At 38.1% G+C, this 14,981-nt stretch carries 10 protein-coding genes; 6 read left to right on the top strand and 4 right to left on the bottom strand.

The window, feature by feature from the left end:
* Positions 1-181: 181 nt before the first annotated feature.
* Both IGJ23_RS01360 and IGJ23_RS01355 read left to right on the top strand, forming a co-directional pair.
* Positions 182-1,798, top strand: a complete 1,617-nt coding sequence (locus tag IGJ23_RS01360; RefSeq protein ID WP_371126270.1) for a hypothetical protein — start codon at positions 182-184, stop codon at positions 1,796-1,798.
* Between the two features lie 219 nt (positions 1,799-2,017).
* Positions 2,018-2,752 (top strand): hypothetical protein, encoded by a 735-nt coding sequence (locus IGJ23_RS01355; protein WP_438774542.1) that lies wholly within the window; start codon positions 2,018-2,020, stop codon positions 2,750-2,752.
* A gap of 112 nt (positions 2,753-2,864) precedes the next feature.
* Here the strand turns inward: IGJ23_RS01355 and IGJ23_RS01350 are convergent, their stop codons facing one another.
* Entirely contained in the window at positions 2,865-3,698 is an 834-nt protein-coding gene (locus tag IGJ23_RS01350; protein ID WP_063626486.1) for an endonuclease/exonuclease/phosphatase family protein, read from the bottom strand.
* A 253-nt stretch (positions 3,699-3,951) separates the two neighbouring features.
* Entirely contained in the window at positions 3,952-6,129 is a 2,178-nt protein-coding gene (locus IGJ23_RS01345; protein WP_438774541.1) for a PTS transporter subunit IIBC, read from the bottom strand.
* A gap of 306 nt (positions 6,130-6,435) precedes the next feature.
* Between IGJ23_RS01345 and IGJ23_RS01340 the strand changes: the two genes are divergently transcribed.
* From IGJ23_RS01340 to IGJ23_RS01325, 4 genes are read left to right on the top strand one after another with little or no spacing between them, the layout of a single operon-like run.
* On the top strand, positions 6,436-8,730 hold the full coding sequence (locus tag IGJ23_RS01340; RefSeq protein WP_063626484.1) for a glycoside hydrolase family 65 protein: 2,295 nt from the start codon (positions 6,436-6,438) through the stop codon (positions 8,728-8,730).
* A complete protein-coding gene (gene pgmB / locus IGJ23_RS01335) occupies positions 8,723-9,388 on the top strand; it encodes a beta-phosphoglucomutase (RefSeq protein WP_010736920.1) in 666 nt (221 codons plus the stop codon). Before IGJ23_RS01340 ends, pgmB begins: the two co-directional genes overlap by 8 nt.
* Positions 9,381-10,403, top strand: a complete 1,023-nt coding sequence (locus IGJ23_RS01330; RefSeq protein ID WP_081128224.1) for an aldose epimerase family protein — start codon at positions 9,381-9,383, stop codon at positions 10,401-10,403. The genes pgmB and IGJ23_RS01330 overlap by 8 nt, the downstream gene beginning before the upstream one ends.
* Before the next feature lie 18 nt (positions 10,404-10,421).
* Positions 10,422-11,432, top strand: a complete 1,011-nt coding sequence (locus tag IGJ23_RS01325) for a LacI family DNA-binding transcriptional regulator (protein WP_438774540.1) — start codon at positions 10,422-10,424, stop codon at positions 11,430-11,432.
* A gap of 182 nt (positions 11,433-11,614) precedes the next feature.
* On the opposite strand, the gene nhaC is transcribed toward IGJ23_RS01325, so the two are convergent.
* Both nhaC and tyrP read right to left on the bottom strand, forming a co-directional pair.
* Positions 11,615-12,991 (bottom strand): Na+/H+ antiporter NhaC, encoded by a 1,377-nt coding sequence (gene nhaC / locus IGJ23_RS01320; RefSeq protein WP_010720262.1) that lies wholly within the window; start codon positions 12,989-12,991, stop codon positions 11,615-11,617.
* A 322-nt stretch (positions 12,992-13,313) separates the two neighbouring features.
* Positions 13,314-14,732: a tyrosine-tyramine antiporter gene (gene tyrP, locus IGJ23_RS01315; protein WP_010720263.1), complete on the bottom strand. Its 1,419-nt coding sequence runs from the start codon at positions 14,730-14,732 to the stop codon at positions 13,314-13,316.
* Positions 14,733-14,981 lie beyond the last annotated feature (249 nt).

Below are 14,981 nucleotides of genomic sequence, written 5' to 3'. Positions count from 1 at the left end.
AAGGATGTATTTTGAAAATTTCCTGTAATAATGATAATTTTTTTCATATTTTTTCGAATTTCTTGCCACTCTTTTAGGTAAGCTTTATGATTAAATAAGTTACATTATCAAAAAAGGAGTATGACAATTGAAAAAATATGTTCCGTATTTGACAATTTTACTATTTGCATTCTTATTTGTTATGCCAAATATCCTAACACATGACCTTATCATTGGAGCAGATGCACCATTTCATTATAACCGTTTTTACGATGCCGCTGAACAATTCGCTAATTGGGATTTCCATTATTTCCCTTCCATGTATGGATTTCAGCAAAGCGGGCGTATCGTCAATGCGATCTATGGTCCGTTGTTTGCTTATTTTCAAGGCTTGATCGTTTTAGTTTCAGGCAGTTGGTTCCACTATCAAATCTTATCAAACTTTATTCTCTTTGTGATTTCTGGTTGGTCGATGTTGACACTATTGAATTATGTTCAGGTGAAAAAATGGGTCAGCATACCAATCTCGGTATTATTTATGACGACTTATTCCATTCAATATTGGGCAATCAATCAGGGCTTTACCAGTTGGGGCACCTGTTTTTATCCCTTATGCATGATTCCATTAGTGGACTTTGTTGTTCATAAAAAATTTCCTGTCTTGAAAGTTACCTTTTCAATTGCACTGATGACTCAGATCCACTTACTGTCCACCGTTATGTTGGTACTGATGTATATCCCTTTTTATCTTTATTATTTCTTTACTCAGACAGAAAAAGGCAAAGCAATCGGGCAACTGATCAAATCTGTCCTCTTTTATTTTGTACTAACAGCAAATATTTGGGCAGGATTAGCTATCGTCTATGGTGGAAATAAGATTTTGCCACCTTTTGTCAACCGAGAGATGAGCCAAAAAGCAATCAATCTGGATGGCAGCTATTGGCTAGCGTATCCCAAGATTTTCCCAATTTTTTTATTGATCGGACTAATACTGTATCTTCTTTTCCGCCGTCACTACGACATTTTTACAAAGTTACTTTTACGCACAAGTCTTGGATTCTTCCTACTTTCAACCAGTTTGATCCCTTGGACAACACTAGTGGAAAAAGAGGTACCTTTCGTAAGCTTGATCCAGTTTCCTTTTCGTTTCTTTGTCCCATTTACCTTGCTCTTTCTACTCTTTTTAGCGCTTGCGCTAAATCAATGGGAAAAGAAAAATTGGTATCGTGCGTTGAGTGTCCTATTTCTCTTTGTCGCTTCTGCACAAACGATCCAAAACCTCTATCAGCATCTGGATAAATGGCAAGACGAAACATTTGTCAGCCGTCACACGTATCTCTTTGATACACCAGCAGAGGCAAGAAAAACATTTTATGACCATGATATGTCGACTAGTTTATTCGTTTTTCAAAAGACAACACCCGATTATCTACCAATCTATCATGAAACTAAAGCAAATAAATATGATCGCTATAATGAAGAAATCTTGGAAGGAGAAACCACGTTCATTAAATCTCATCCTGGAGGACGTTTAACGATCAAATGGAAAAACACTGGGGAAGAAACTGTCCATTTACCAGTCATTGTCTATGACCGTACAGTGTTACTGCAACACGGCAAAAAATTGACAGATTATCAATTAACAGATATCGGTACTCCTATCGTCAAACAGCACAATGGAATCAATGAGATCACTCTCTATTATGATTTACCAATTTTCTTTTACTTTGTGATGGCATTCTTCCTGATTGGTTGGTTCGTTTTGATCGGACTCTTTGTCAAAAATCGTTACCAGGTTGGGAGGATAACTAAAAAATAAGGGACTGGCTTCTGTGGATCAAAAAGAGAAATTCTCAACACGGAAGCTGTCTCTTTTTTATACCTTTTTATAAAATAGCAAACAAATCGTCAAATATAGTAGTCCTAATAAACGAATCGCGTTAGTAGCTACTTTTTTTTCTAAACATAAGAAAAAATATTTATTTACTCTCTTCTTTTATAAACTATACTAGAATACAGAAAAGAAGGAGTGATACATATGCCTCAAACAACAAATCGACAATTGACTTTGAAAAAAAAAATCGGACATGCTTTTGTTCATCAATCTACGAATACTCCCCTTAATACTGAGTCTCACCTTAAAATGATACTTAAAGATCTACCTGAGGATTCGCTATCAATTAATGAATCAACTGATGAACGGCTGTATGAGCTGCCAAAGAGTGGTCCTGAGCCGCTATATGTAACTGTAATTGGTGATCAATCACCTACGCCCATTTCAAATGTTCGGTCAATGAGTGAATCAACTTGTATTAATGACCAAGATTATTCTAAAAGAAATACCATTTTAGACATTTTAAAAAAAACTGCAAACTCTCCTGAAGAGGTAATAGAGCTGACAAGCATCATAGAGCAGTTAATTAATGAACTGCCACATCGTGAGCCTAGCGGTGAAGATCTGCAACCTCATGAGCCTAAAATCAAAGATTCCCTCGTTGTACTTTTGAATCTTTTAGATAACTTGCCAATTCTAACCGATTCCGATAAAGATCGATTTATAGACCATTTTGATATTTTACATGAGGAAGTACTACATAATACCAATTTACAAAAAAATACACCGGTAACTAAAGAGTCCGACTCCTTGAAAAATGTCCGAGAATTCATTTCTGCCCAGCGGAAAAAAAGTCCAGCCGAGTTAAAAAAACAATGCAGAGACCAAAGAAACAGAGAATTTTATTGCCTTCCTCCTTGGTGCTTCCCATCGCGCTAACAGTCATTTCATTATCTAATCAAATTTCTGCACGTAGCTGAAGCTGCTGCAAACAAAAAGTCCCATAGAAAGAAAAATGGATACATCCTTTCTATGGGACTTTTTGATTATTTTATTGAATGGGGCTGACCGTTATCTCTACTCCATAATGGTCACTTACAATGATTTCTTGTTTTCCATCAAAAATACTACGATAAGAAGGAACTGAGAATTCCTGTGGTACATAGATATAATCGATTCGTAACTGCTCTGTATTCGTTTCCCATCCATCGATTTTCTGTTCAATGGTTGCCTGACCATGAACTTCTTGGGCAACAGTATAGGAATCGACAATCGCAAGAGGGCTTTTTTCAACCAAGCGATAGCCTGCCTCTCCTGCTGGATTGTTAAAATCTCCCATTAAAAACAGTGGATTTGAGAGATTAGCTAAGTGTTCCATCAAGCGATGCCATTCAAAAGCAAAGCCCTTCGTTTCATCTATCCACCAAGAAAAATGACAGCTTGCTAGAGTGATTGTTTGGTCATCGATCATCGTCTGACTGATCAAAATTTTCCGAGTGTGGTAATCCTCTTTTTGCTTTGTTTCAGAAACATAGATTGCTTCACTGGTTAGTGGTGTCTTAGAAAGCAGCGCATTCCCCTCTTCATAAATCCCATAACCGACATGACTCATTTCCCAACTCCAATAATAGTCTTTCCCTTGTTTGGCTAAGTAGCGCACCAAACAATAAGCAAAATTATCGACATGGACGGGCGATTGTTCTATAACTGGACAAAATTTGTTTAATTCTTCATTCACGATACTTTCGGAAGTGATTAATTGATTGACTTCTTGTAAAGCAATCACATCATAATCTGCTTGACAGATTTTATCTACGATCTGGCGCATCTTTTCTTCTGGTGATTCTTCTAACCAGCTATGTGTATTCAAAGTCATCATCTTCATCTTCAATTCTCCTTATTGATTAAAACTTACTTCATTTCTTTTATGATAGGATAGCCATGGATTATTAGCTGTGACTGTTTACCCGCTCGCAGATATTCAAAAAATAAGTCTGAGAACTCAAAAACGAAGTATAGCGTTTTCGTGTTTTCAGACTTATTTGAGAAACAGAAAAACTGACTATCGGAAACCAAATAAGGAATTAAATTTGGTACTGGTCATCTTACTCATTATTGTTGGGTGTCTTTTATAATGATCACAGTTTTATTTCGCCAATTACTGTTCCTAATTCCGTTGGTCCTAAATGTTTGAGAATCATTTCATTGACTTTCCCATCCGTAAATACCACCATAATCGTTATATCTTTTCCTTCATTTTTGATTTCGGTTAGATTCATTTGTGCCAGTTTTGCTCCTGCTTCAACGGTTTGACCTTCTGTTACCAGGATTTCAAAAGCTGGTTGATCCATTTGGACTGTGTCGATTCCCATATGGATTAGTACTTCTGCACCTTCTTCTGTTTCCATTCCAATAGCGTGTTTTGTTGGAAAAATACTAACTACTTTCCCAGTAACAGGTGCCACAACTTCACCAGTCGTCGGAATAACAGCAAAGCCATCCCCCATCATTTTCTTTGAAAAAACAGGATCGTTGACTGTTGCCAAGTCTATCACTTCACCAGCTGCTACAGTCTGCAACTCTTTTCGTATACCTAACGTTTGGTTATTAACTGTGTCTTTTTCAACGACCACTTCTTCTACTGGAGCAGGAATAGGTACCCCCGATTGAAGCAAATCTTCGATATCTGATTTTAATACATCGGCTTTTGGACCATAGACAGCTTGTACACCATTATCTTTGACGATTAGCCCCATAGCGCCTGCACGTTTCCATTCTTCTTCTGAACCTACTTTCTCACGATCAGCTACACTCACACGTAACCGTGTCATACATGCATCTACATCTTTGATATTATCTTTCCCGCCTAATAAGTGAATGATTTTGATGATTTGTGGGTCTGACGTGCCAGCTTGGACTGTCGTTTGTTCTCCATTCCCACTGCTATCGTTACTGTCACTATCATAATTACCATTACGCCCTGGTGTAGCAAAATTGAATTTTTTGATCATGAAGTTTGCCACAAAGTACGTAACGACTCCAAACAAAATGACGCAAATGACGAAGTTAAGCAAATCGCCACCAAGTCCAGCTTTCATCGCTAGAGGAGTTCTAGTTAACAATTCGATGTTTCCAAAGGAATGAACACGTAACGGTAATAAATCTGCCATTGCAAATGCTGCCCCTTGGATCACAGAATAAACAATATAAAGTGGAACTGCAGCAAACATAAACATAAATTCTAATGGTTCAGTAACCCCTGTTAGAAAAACAGCTAATGCAGCTGAGAAATACATGGAACGATAGCGCGCTTTTTTATCAAGATCAACATTTCGATACATGGCTAAAGCTAACCCCATCAAAATACCAGAAGAACCAATCATTTGCCCCACTTTAAAACGAGCTGGTGTCCAGTTGTTCAACACAAATTCATACTGTGACAAATCCCCCGCACCTTTTAAATTCACCAAATCAGTAGCCCAAGCTAACCATAAAGGATCTTGCCCAAAGACTTGCGTTCCTGCTTGTGCACCAGATAAGATTTCATACGTGCCCCCTAATTGCGTATAATTGATCGGAATCGTCAACATATGATGCAAACCAAAAGGTAACAATAATCTTTCTAAGGTACCATAAAGAAATGGCGCTAAAACCGGTGCACTTTCTTGTGACTGAGCAATCCAAAGACCAAAATTATTAATACCTGCTTGGACATTTGGCCAGACAACAGCCAATACTAAAGCTACAATCGTTGACCAAAGAATCACTACAAAAGGAACAAATCGTTTTCCATTAAAGAAAGATAACGCATCAGGTAATTTACGATAATTGTAATATTTATTATAGGCCATTGCACCAACAAAACCAGCAATAATCCCTACAAACACGCCCATATTCAACGCAGGTGCCTCTAATACGCTGGTAAAAAATCCTTTGACCATGATCTTCGTGCCAAATAATGTATGGGTAAAGGCATCTTCATTTGCTAGCATCTCACTCGTCACTCCGAAAATCGCTCCCGTGATCCGGTTGATCAAAACAAATGAGATCCCTGCTGCAAAAGCACCACCTGCACGCTCTTTTGCCCAACTTCCACCTATTGCTAAAGCAAACAACAGATGTAAATTCCCGATGATCGCCCAACCAATATTTTCAATGACACCACCCGTTGTTACTAAAAAAGCTAAATCGGGGTCAATCAACGGGATAGATTTCCCGATACTGATCATCAAACCCGCAGCTGGCATCACTGCCACAACAACCATTAAAGCTTTCCCAAATTTTTGCCAAAACTCAAAATTAAATAATTTCTTCATAACTCCTGCTCTCCTTTATGCAATCGGTTTCGTTGTTAGTTATTATAGCCTTTGTTTCTTTTTTTGTAAATGCTTTATTTTTGATTTTATTCACTTTCTACCCAAACAGTCGCTATCAGAAGAATCATTTTCTTTTCGCATTTAGTAGTAACTTATTATCAAAACAGTTAATGTTTTCCAGGAAAATCACCTTTTTATCCCTTTATTTTAAATCCCCGCTAAAAAATTCTGCTTTATTTATATTGACTTACGCAATCGGTTGCGTTTATTATAAACGTATCAATGAAATTATCTAGGAGGAGTACAATGAAACAAATCAAGCGCCTATTTCAAATTGATCCTTGGAAGATCAGCACCAACACATTAGATCGGGAAAATCTCCGTTTACAGGAATCTTTAACTAGTATTGGTAACGGATACATGGGCATGCGAGGGAATTTTGAAGAAGCCTATTCAGGTGATCATCATCAAGGAACTTATTTAGCTGGGGTTTGGTACCCCGATAAGACTCGTGTTGGTTGGTGGAAAAATGGCTATCCCGAATATTTTGGCAAAGTGATTAATGCAATCAATTTTATTGCCATGGATATCTATATCGATGAGCAATTATTAGACCTTGCTACAATCGAACCAGAAGACTTTTATTGGGAATTGAATATGAAAAACGGTGTGTTATCACGTAGTTACACAGTAACGACTGCAACTAACAAACTAAAGATCACCTTTGAACGTTTTTTAAGTATCGTCAAAAGCGAAGCTGCTTATATTCGTTTAACAGTTACGATGCTCGAAGGAAATGGCACGGTCAAAGTCATCTCTAAATTGGATAGTAACGTTCAAAATGAAGATAGTAACTATGATGAACATTTTTGGAATGAAATCGGTCGAGGTACTTCTGATGAAACGGCCTACTTAATGACCAAAACGATTCCAAATAATTTTGCGATCGAACAATTTACCGTAACAGCTGCCATGAGACATTTCGTGAATGAAGAATTAGCGCAACCAATTTACCACGAAGATACATTAGCCGTCCTTGGGGAATTTTCTTTCGACTTAACAACGAATCAATCCGTGACACTTGATAAAGAAGTGATTGTATTGACGAGCCGTGACATCCCCGAAGCACAGCAAGTCCAACAGATTCTCCAAGAATTTAGTGACTTACAAAGTCATTATCTGCAAGCAAAAGCAGAACAAACCACTGCTTGGAGCAAACGCTGGGCACTGGCTGATGTGGTGATCGAAGGTGACGAGGAAGCACAGCAAGGGATTCGTTTCAATCTTTTCCAACTATTTTCTACTTATTATGGCGAAGATGAACGTTTGAATATTGGACCTAAAGGCTTTACAGGAGAAAAATACGGTGGTGCTACTTATTGGGATACGGAAGCTTACGCTGTCCCCTTATATCTTGCTTTGGCAAAACCTGAAGTGACAAAAAATCTCCTTAAATATCGCCATAATCAATTGCCTCAAGCTATTCATAATGCCCAACAACAAGGGTTAAAAGGCGCCTTGTACCCAATGGTTACTTTTACAGGGGTCGAATGCCACAACGAATGGGAAATTACCTTTGAAGAGATCCATCGTAACGGTGCGATCGCTTATGCGATTTACAACTATACGAACTATACAGGTGACACCGCTTATTTGAAAAAAGAAGGGTTAGAAGTATTAGTTGAGATTGCTCGTTTTTGGGCAGATCGGGTTCATTTTTCAAAACGTCATAACAAATATATGATCCATGGTGTGACTGGTCCGAATGAATATGAAAACAACATCAATAACAACTGGTATACCAATACGATAGCTTGCTGGGTATTAACGTATACTAGAGAAAACTATTTAAAATTCCAAACAGAAACTACTGTAACGATCACTGACGAAGAACTAACGAATTGGCAAACCATTGCAGAAAATATGTATTTTCCTAAAGATGAAGAATTAGGTATTTTTGTCCAACATGATACATTTTTAGATAAAGAATTATTGCCGGTATCAGAGCTATCTCCTAGCGAGCTTCCATTAAACCAACATTGGTCTTGGGACAAAATTTTACGTTCTTGTTTCATTAAGCAGGCGGATGTGCTACAAGGAATCTATTTCTTCAACGACTCGTTTAGTAAAGAAGAAAAACAACGGAACTTTGATTTTTATGAACCAATGACCGTTCATGAGTCTTCCCTTTCACCAAGCATCCATGCCATTTTAGCTGCTGAATTAGGTATGGAGGATAAGGCAGTGGAAATGTATCAACGGACAGCCCGCCTTGATTTAGATAATTATAATAACGATACCGAAGACGGCTTACACATCACGTCGATGACTGGTAGTTGGCTCGCAATCGTCCAAGGATTCGCTCAAATGAAAACAGATCACGAACAGTTACGTTTTGCTCCTTTCTTACCAAACACGTGGACAGCCTACTCCTTCCATGTGAATTATCGTGGTCGTTTATTATTTGTTTCGGTGTCTAGTGAACAGGTGCAATTGACTTTAGTATCAGGCGAAAGTTGCCCATTAAAGGTGTACGAAAAAACGTATCTTTTAGAAGACCAGTTAAAGGTACCTTTGCGTAAGGAGGAATTAGATGTTTAAAGGAGTTTTGTTTGACTTAGATGGGGTGATTACAGATACTGCGGAGTTTCATTATCGCGCTTGGAAAAAATTAGGTCAGGAAATCGGTGTTCCCATTGATCGAACATTCAACGAACAATTGAAAGGGGTTAGTCGAGAAGATTCACTTCGCTTATTGCTTTCCTACGGACAAAAAGAAAGTGAGTTTTCCCCACAAGAATTTCAAGAATTAGCGCACAGAAAAAATGAGTACTATCTTGAAATGATTCAAGCGATCACGCCTACAGATGTTTTTCCAGGGATATTGCCATTACTTGAAGAATTGAGAGCAAACAAGATCAAGATTGCCCTTGCTTCAGCTAGTAAAAACGGACCTTTCCTCCTTGCTAAAATGGCATTAACGCCATTTTTCGATGCAATTGCCGATCCTGCAACGATCAAATTGGGTAAGCCGGCTCCCGATATTTTCTTATTGGCCGCAAAAGAAATTGGCTTATCCCCACAAGAATGCATCGGGATCGAAGATGCACAATCTGGGATCAAAGCAATCCGTGCTAGCGGGGCATTTCCAATTGGTGTTGGACGAATAGAAGACCTTGGAAAAGATATCCCAGTCGTACCTGATACGACTTGCCTTACACTAGACTATTTAAAAAATGAGTGGACACAGTATGTCTAAACCTTCCATCACTGTGATCCCCATTCCCAACACCAACTTGAAGCAAATCACATTGAAGAACGACGAACTCACAGTCGTTCTTCTCAACTACGGGGCAAGGCTTCATCAAATTCTAGCTCCAGATAAAAATGGTCACTTAGAAAATGTCTTATTATCTTATGATTCTTTAGAAGACGTTTTAAAAGATCAAAGCTATTTTGGGGCAACGATTGGACCAGTCGCTGGCAGAATTAAAAATGGCTCTTGGGCTGATCATCAGCTAGAAAAAAACGAAGGAAATCACCATATCCATGGTGGTTCAAACGGTTGGGCATTTCAGTATTGGGAGGTAGAAGTTTTTGAGACTCCTACAGCGATCGGTGTTGTTTTTTATTTGCAGGATACTTTTTCCGGTTATCCCGGTCCGATCACCGCAACCGTTACGTATCAGATTGTTCAAAATAATTTAGAAATGATCACCAAGACAAGCAGCTCGACTGAAACTATCTGCAACCCAACGAATCATGCGTATTTCAATCTTTCTGGCAATGGCAAACGAGATATCTACGATCATGAATTAACGATCCAAACAGATGGAATATTAGCCTTAGATCACGAAAAAATACCAACTGGTGAAGTGATCGCTCTCAGCGACTTACCGCTTAATTTTAAACACTCACATTCGCTAATGGAAATTTTAACGAATGATCCAAACGGACTAGATGATGCTTTTGTTTTAAGTACGCCTAAACGAACGAAGAAAATACTTACCTTGACCGAAAAGCAAGCTGGTCGCCAGTTGTCTATAGCAACGACGAGCAAAAGTATGGTATTATTTTCTACGACTGGATTTGAAGCAGATTTTTTAATCAATGGGCAAAAAATGCACTCAAATTATGGGTTGGCAATTGAACCACAAGAACTTCCTGATGCCGTTCATTTCCCTGAATTTGGGTCAATCGCATTATATCCGGGACAAGAAAAAATTTGCTCTACCACTTATCAATTTCATCGTTTAAATGAAAAGCAAGTCTAGAAAAGAGGTGTATCGTTTATGGCGATCACAGTGAAGGATGTAGCCAAAAAAGCTGGTGTTGCGACCTCGACTGTTTCACGGGTCATCAATGACCATCCAAGCATCTCAGAGGCAACCAAAAAAAAAGTACGAAAAGTCATGGATGAACTAGGCTATGTACCAAATATCACTGCTAGAAATCTAGGGAAAAGAATTTCTAGCGCAATTGGCGTCATTCTCCCACCCCTTGATTCAAAAGAACGGATTGGAAATCCTTTTTATCTTGAGATCATGGAAGCGATCAATGAAGAAGCACGCCGTTATGATCTGACAACTGCTATAGCAACAGCCAAAAATTTTGATACTTTATTAGAAAACGTGCAACGGATGCATCTGCAAAAACAAGTCGATGGGTTTATTTTAGTTTATTCCGACAGTGAAGATCCTGTCATAGATTATCTCTATACGAATGAGATTCCTTTCACTTTGATTGGTCAGCCTTACCGACATGAGAATGAAATCATTTATGTCGATAATGATAACCAATTATTAGGTAAACAAGCCACGGATTTCTTGATTCAAAACGGTCATGAAAGCATTCTTTTCGTAACCAATACAACCCACGAGAGCCTTTACTTCGAACGTTATTTTGGCTACCAAAAAGCCTTGATGCTAGCTGGACTTACAGTTCATCCTAGTGTAGTGATCGAACAACCCGAAGATTATTTAGCTTTTGATGCCATTTTGAAAAAGTCCCAAGCAACAGCGCTTGTAGTCATTGACGATATTTTTGCCTTACGAACGATGCAACTAGCACAGATGTATGGCTATCGAATTCCTGATACCCTATCGATCATCAGCTTCAATAACTCTATTTTCGCTACATTGACTCACCCTTATTTAACCAGTATCGATATCGATATTTCTGAATTAGGAAGGGTTGCGATGCAAAAATTATACGAATTGATCCACGATGAAATCAGCAGCGGTGTTCGTTTAGTCATTCCTCATCAACTCGTCAAACGAGAAACCGTCGTTCCTCGTTTATAAGAAAAAAAATAAAACAACTGTTGAACACACAAATAAACTATTTGTAGTGTCTTCAGTTGTTTTTTTACTATACAGGTTCATTTTTTAAGAATCTACACTCTTCAAATAACTTTTTCATGAAAAAGAAACTGAGTATAAAAAGCTATTTCGATTCTCGTTCTCAAACCTTGATGGTGCCTAGACTATTCACTGGTACGTTTTTTCATCTTTTGATTAAGCCAGAAACCACTCAAAATCGTAAAAATCGGTGCTAAGATCGAGAAGAAAGTAAATGGTAGATATTGTAATGCACTGACTTTCATCGTGCCCATAATAAAGGTACCACTAACTCCCCACGGAACGAGTGAATTAACGGTTGCTCCAGCATCTGCCAAAGTTCTGGTAAGATACTTTTTATTAACGCCCGCACGATCAAACGATCGCTTAAAGGTTTCGCCTGGTAAAATGATCGACAAGTACTGTTCGCCTACGATCAAATTGATTCCGATACAGCTTAATGCTGTAAAGCCAACCAAGCGAGAAGGCCGATCCATTTTTTCTCGCAATTCCTGAACAATCGTTTCCACAATCGTATATTTGATCAACAAGCCACCCAAAGCTAAAGCTAGAAGAATCAAGCTTGCTGAACCAAGCATACTAACAATTCCCCCTCTTGAAAGCAATTCATTGATTTTAGGGTCTGCTGTATGGGCAACATAGCCGTTCATTAAAATATTAGCTACTTTTGACATCGTTAAATGTGGTTGATTGATGAAGGAAAGAACAATCGCAGCAGTTGAACCAACTAGTAGTGTTGGAATCGCTGGAATTTTTTTAATCGCTCCACCAAACAAGATCACTAATGGGATCAACGTCCATGGAGAGATCCAGAAACCTGCTTTCATGTTTTGGATCATATCCGTGATCGCATGTAGATCCGCTGTGTGACTTCCATTCCCAAGAAAAACATAAAATAACATAGCAATTAAAAATGCCGGCAAATCAGTGTAACGCATTTGAGCGATATGCTCAAATAAATTTACTTCTCCGATCCCTGCCGCCAGGTTCGTAGTATCAGATAACGGCGAACAATTATTTCCTAAAAAAGCCCCCGAAACAACTGCTCCTGTCGTCATCGCATCACTAAAACCTAAAATATGACCGATTCCTAAAAAAGCAATACCGATCGTCGAAATCGTTGTAAATGAGCTTCCCACCGTAATCCCGACGATTGCACAAACAAGAAAAGCAGTCGGTAAGAAAAAGCGAACCGAGATCAATTGGAAACCATAAACCATGATCGTTGGAATTGTTCCAGATAAAATCCACGAAGCTACCAAAACACCAATCAACAGAAAAATCAAAATTGGGATGATCCCTGGAGTAATTCCTTTGACAATCCCATCATGAATCTCATCCCATGAGAAACCTCTAAATCGTCCGTAAAATAACAAACACATGAAAGCGATTAGTATAGGAATATGCGGAGACAATTGAAATCCAATAATCAGTATTCCTAATATCGCCAACAATATGAATAAAACTGCCATACTTTCTTTCACAGATATTTTTTTATTCATCGTATCTTCTCCTATTTTTTTTACAAAAAAAGCCCTACCTAAAAAAAGCGTTCTTTTGGTAGGACAACTGGTCATAGCATCATTTTTTTGTTTTAGCGGATAGACGATGCTAATGACGATTATTTTCTCAAATCCGCTGAACCTTATGATTAGCGTTATTTTCGCAAAGGTTCCCTGATTAAAAAGCATACATTTGGCAAACCATGCTGTAACAGACATGAGCTACTTCTGGAACACCGTTTGTTAGGAATAAGGGACTGTGACAAGTTTTTTGTCATAGCCCCCTTCCCTATTTACATTTTTTACTTGCTTCTTATTTATTCTATTCTTTTAAACTCTTTTCTACTTCGCTTCCCCAAGAATCATTTTTAAAACGATTGATGATCAAAGGAATGACAAACATAACGATTGCAATAACTGCTACCAATAATGCATCCGTCAAGGTAGATGTTCCTAAAGTGGATACAACTACTGCAATGATAGAGAAAATCAACATGCAGCTAACTACCCAAGCCATTCCATTTCCTTTTTTACCAATTCGATAAGGACGTTCTAAATCTGGATGGCTTTTTCTCATTTTGATCAATGAAACAGCAATCAAAATATAGACGATACAATAAATAACAGTTGTAGCATTTGTTAATGTTAAGAATACAGCACTGACGTCATCCATTACGCCATAAAGTAAAGCGAATAATGAAATAACGATTGATTGAGTTAATACGACATTACGAGAAACACCATATTCATTTTCTTTATGGAATCCAAATTTAGGTGGTAAGAAACCTTCACGTGCTACTTGGATAATCGTTTTAGATGGTCCAGTTACCCATGCAGATAATTGAAGTAACACACCGATAAACACCATAAAGCTGAAGATGTTCCCAATAATTGTTGGTAAGCCAAGGATTTGGCAATAAATCAAGATTGGTTGCGTAATGTTTGCTAATTCCATTTTTCCATTTGGTACAACATTGGCAACTAACATTGCATTGATCACGTTCAATAAAACAAGACCAATCAACGCAATAAAGACCCCTTTAGTGTAGTTTTTCGTTGCATCTTTTAAACGAGGCATGTAAACAGAACTCATTTCGATACCAACAAAAATAAATGTGATACCTGCAAGATATTTCAATGATTCACTATGTTGTAAATCTGGGAAAGCTTTTGACCAAGAAAAATCTCCTAAGTAACCATTAGATACTAGACCCACTTTGAATGCGGCGAATAAACCAAGGACAAACATGATAACCACTGGGATATACACACCTAACCAAACGCCGATGTTCCCACCAACTTTGGCCATATCAAATTTCAAGTTCAAAATTGTAATGATCCAATAAATAACTAAAATACAACCTAATACAAATAAATGATTATTGCCTAATTCTACGTTCCCGAATGTATTTCCTAATAATGGACCTAATGTTGATGCAACCATAACCATCCCTGGGAACATTTGAACCCAAAGCAACCAGGCAACAACAAATCCCCATTTACTTCCTAAGGCAGTTTTGACCCATAATTGTGGTCCACCTTCTTGTGGAAGCATCGTAGAAAGCTCACCAGAAACCATCGAAATAGGACCGGCAAAAAACAGTACGGCAAAAATTGAATAAAAAATCAATGTCCAACCAACGGCTGCTAAAGTCGGAATACTCCGAACTGTCGCACACAAAGCCATCGTCAGACCGACAAAGGTCCCAAGACCCATTTTACTTACTTGTGATTTACTCACTGTTGACACGCTCCTTGTTTTTTTTGAATAAAAAAACGTTGTCTTCAAAGTAATCCCCAGTCGCAAGACAAAAGCCAAGAGGTTGTTCCCCACAACTTTTTTAGTATAAAAACGATGCTTAGTGACTGGATTTTATTAGTTATTATTTGCTAAAAAAGAAAAATCTGAAATAGTCTTGTGTTCCATTCGCTGTATTTGTATTGAAGCTTTTCGATCTTTCTCTTCATTCATACCAAATACCTAAAAGAG

Source organism: Enterococcus sp. DIV1682a, from assembly GCF_051711005.1.
GTDB classification, from domain to species: domain Bacteria; phylum Bacillota; class Bacilli; order Lactobacillales; family Enterococcaceae; genus Enterococcus_B; species Enterococcus_B hirae.
This window is presented reverse-complemented; position numbering and strand designations above follow the sequence as displayed.

What these genes read in the sequence shown, in the direction of transcription:
- IGJ23_RS01355 (WP_438774542.1), top strand. Translation starts at nt 2,018, where the DNA reads ATGCCTCAAACAACAAATCGACAATTGACTTTGAAAAAAAAAATCGGA.
- IGJ23_RS01345 (WP_438774541.1), bottom strand. Translation starts at nt 6,129, where the DNA reads ATGAAGAAATTATTTAATTTTGAGTTTTGGCAAAAATTTGGGAAAGCT.
- IGJ23_RS01340 (WP_063626484.1), top strand. Translation starts at nt 6,436, where the DNA reads ATGAAACAAATCAAGCGCCTATTTCAAATTGATCCTTGGAAGATCAGC.
- pgmB (WP_010736920.1), top strand. Translation starts at nt 8,723, where the DNA reads ATGTTTAAAGGAGTTTTGTTTGACTTAGATGGGGTGATTACAGATACT.
- IGJ23_RS01350 (WP_063626486.1), bottom strand. Translation starts at nt 3,698, where the DNA reads ATGAAGATGATGACTTTGAATACACATAGCTGGTTAGAAGAATCACCA.
- nhaC (WP_010720262.1), bottom strand. Translation starts at nt 12,991, where the DNA reads ATGAATAAAAAAATATCTGTGAAAGAAAGTATGGCAGTTTTATTCATA.
- IGJ23_RS01330 (WP_081128224.1), top strand. Translation starts at nt 9,381, where the DNA reads ATGTCTAAACCTTCCATCACTGTGATCCCCATTCCCAACACCAACTTG.
- IGJ23_RS01360 (WP_371126270.1), top strand. Translation starts at nt 182, where the DNA reads ATGCCAAATATCCTAACACATGACCTTATCATTGGAGCAGATGCACCA.
- IGJ23_RS01325 (WP_438774540.1), top strand. Translation starts at nt 10,422, where the DNA reads ATGGCGATCACAGTGAAGGATGTAGCCAAAAAAGCTGGTGTTGCGACC.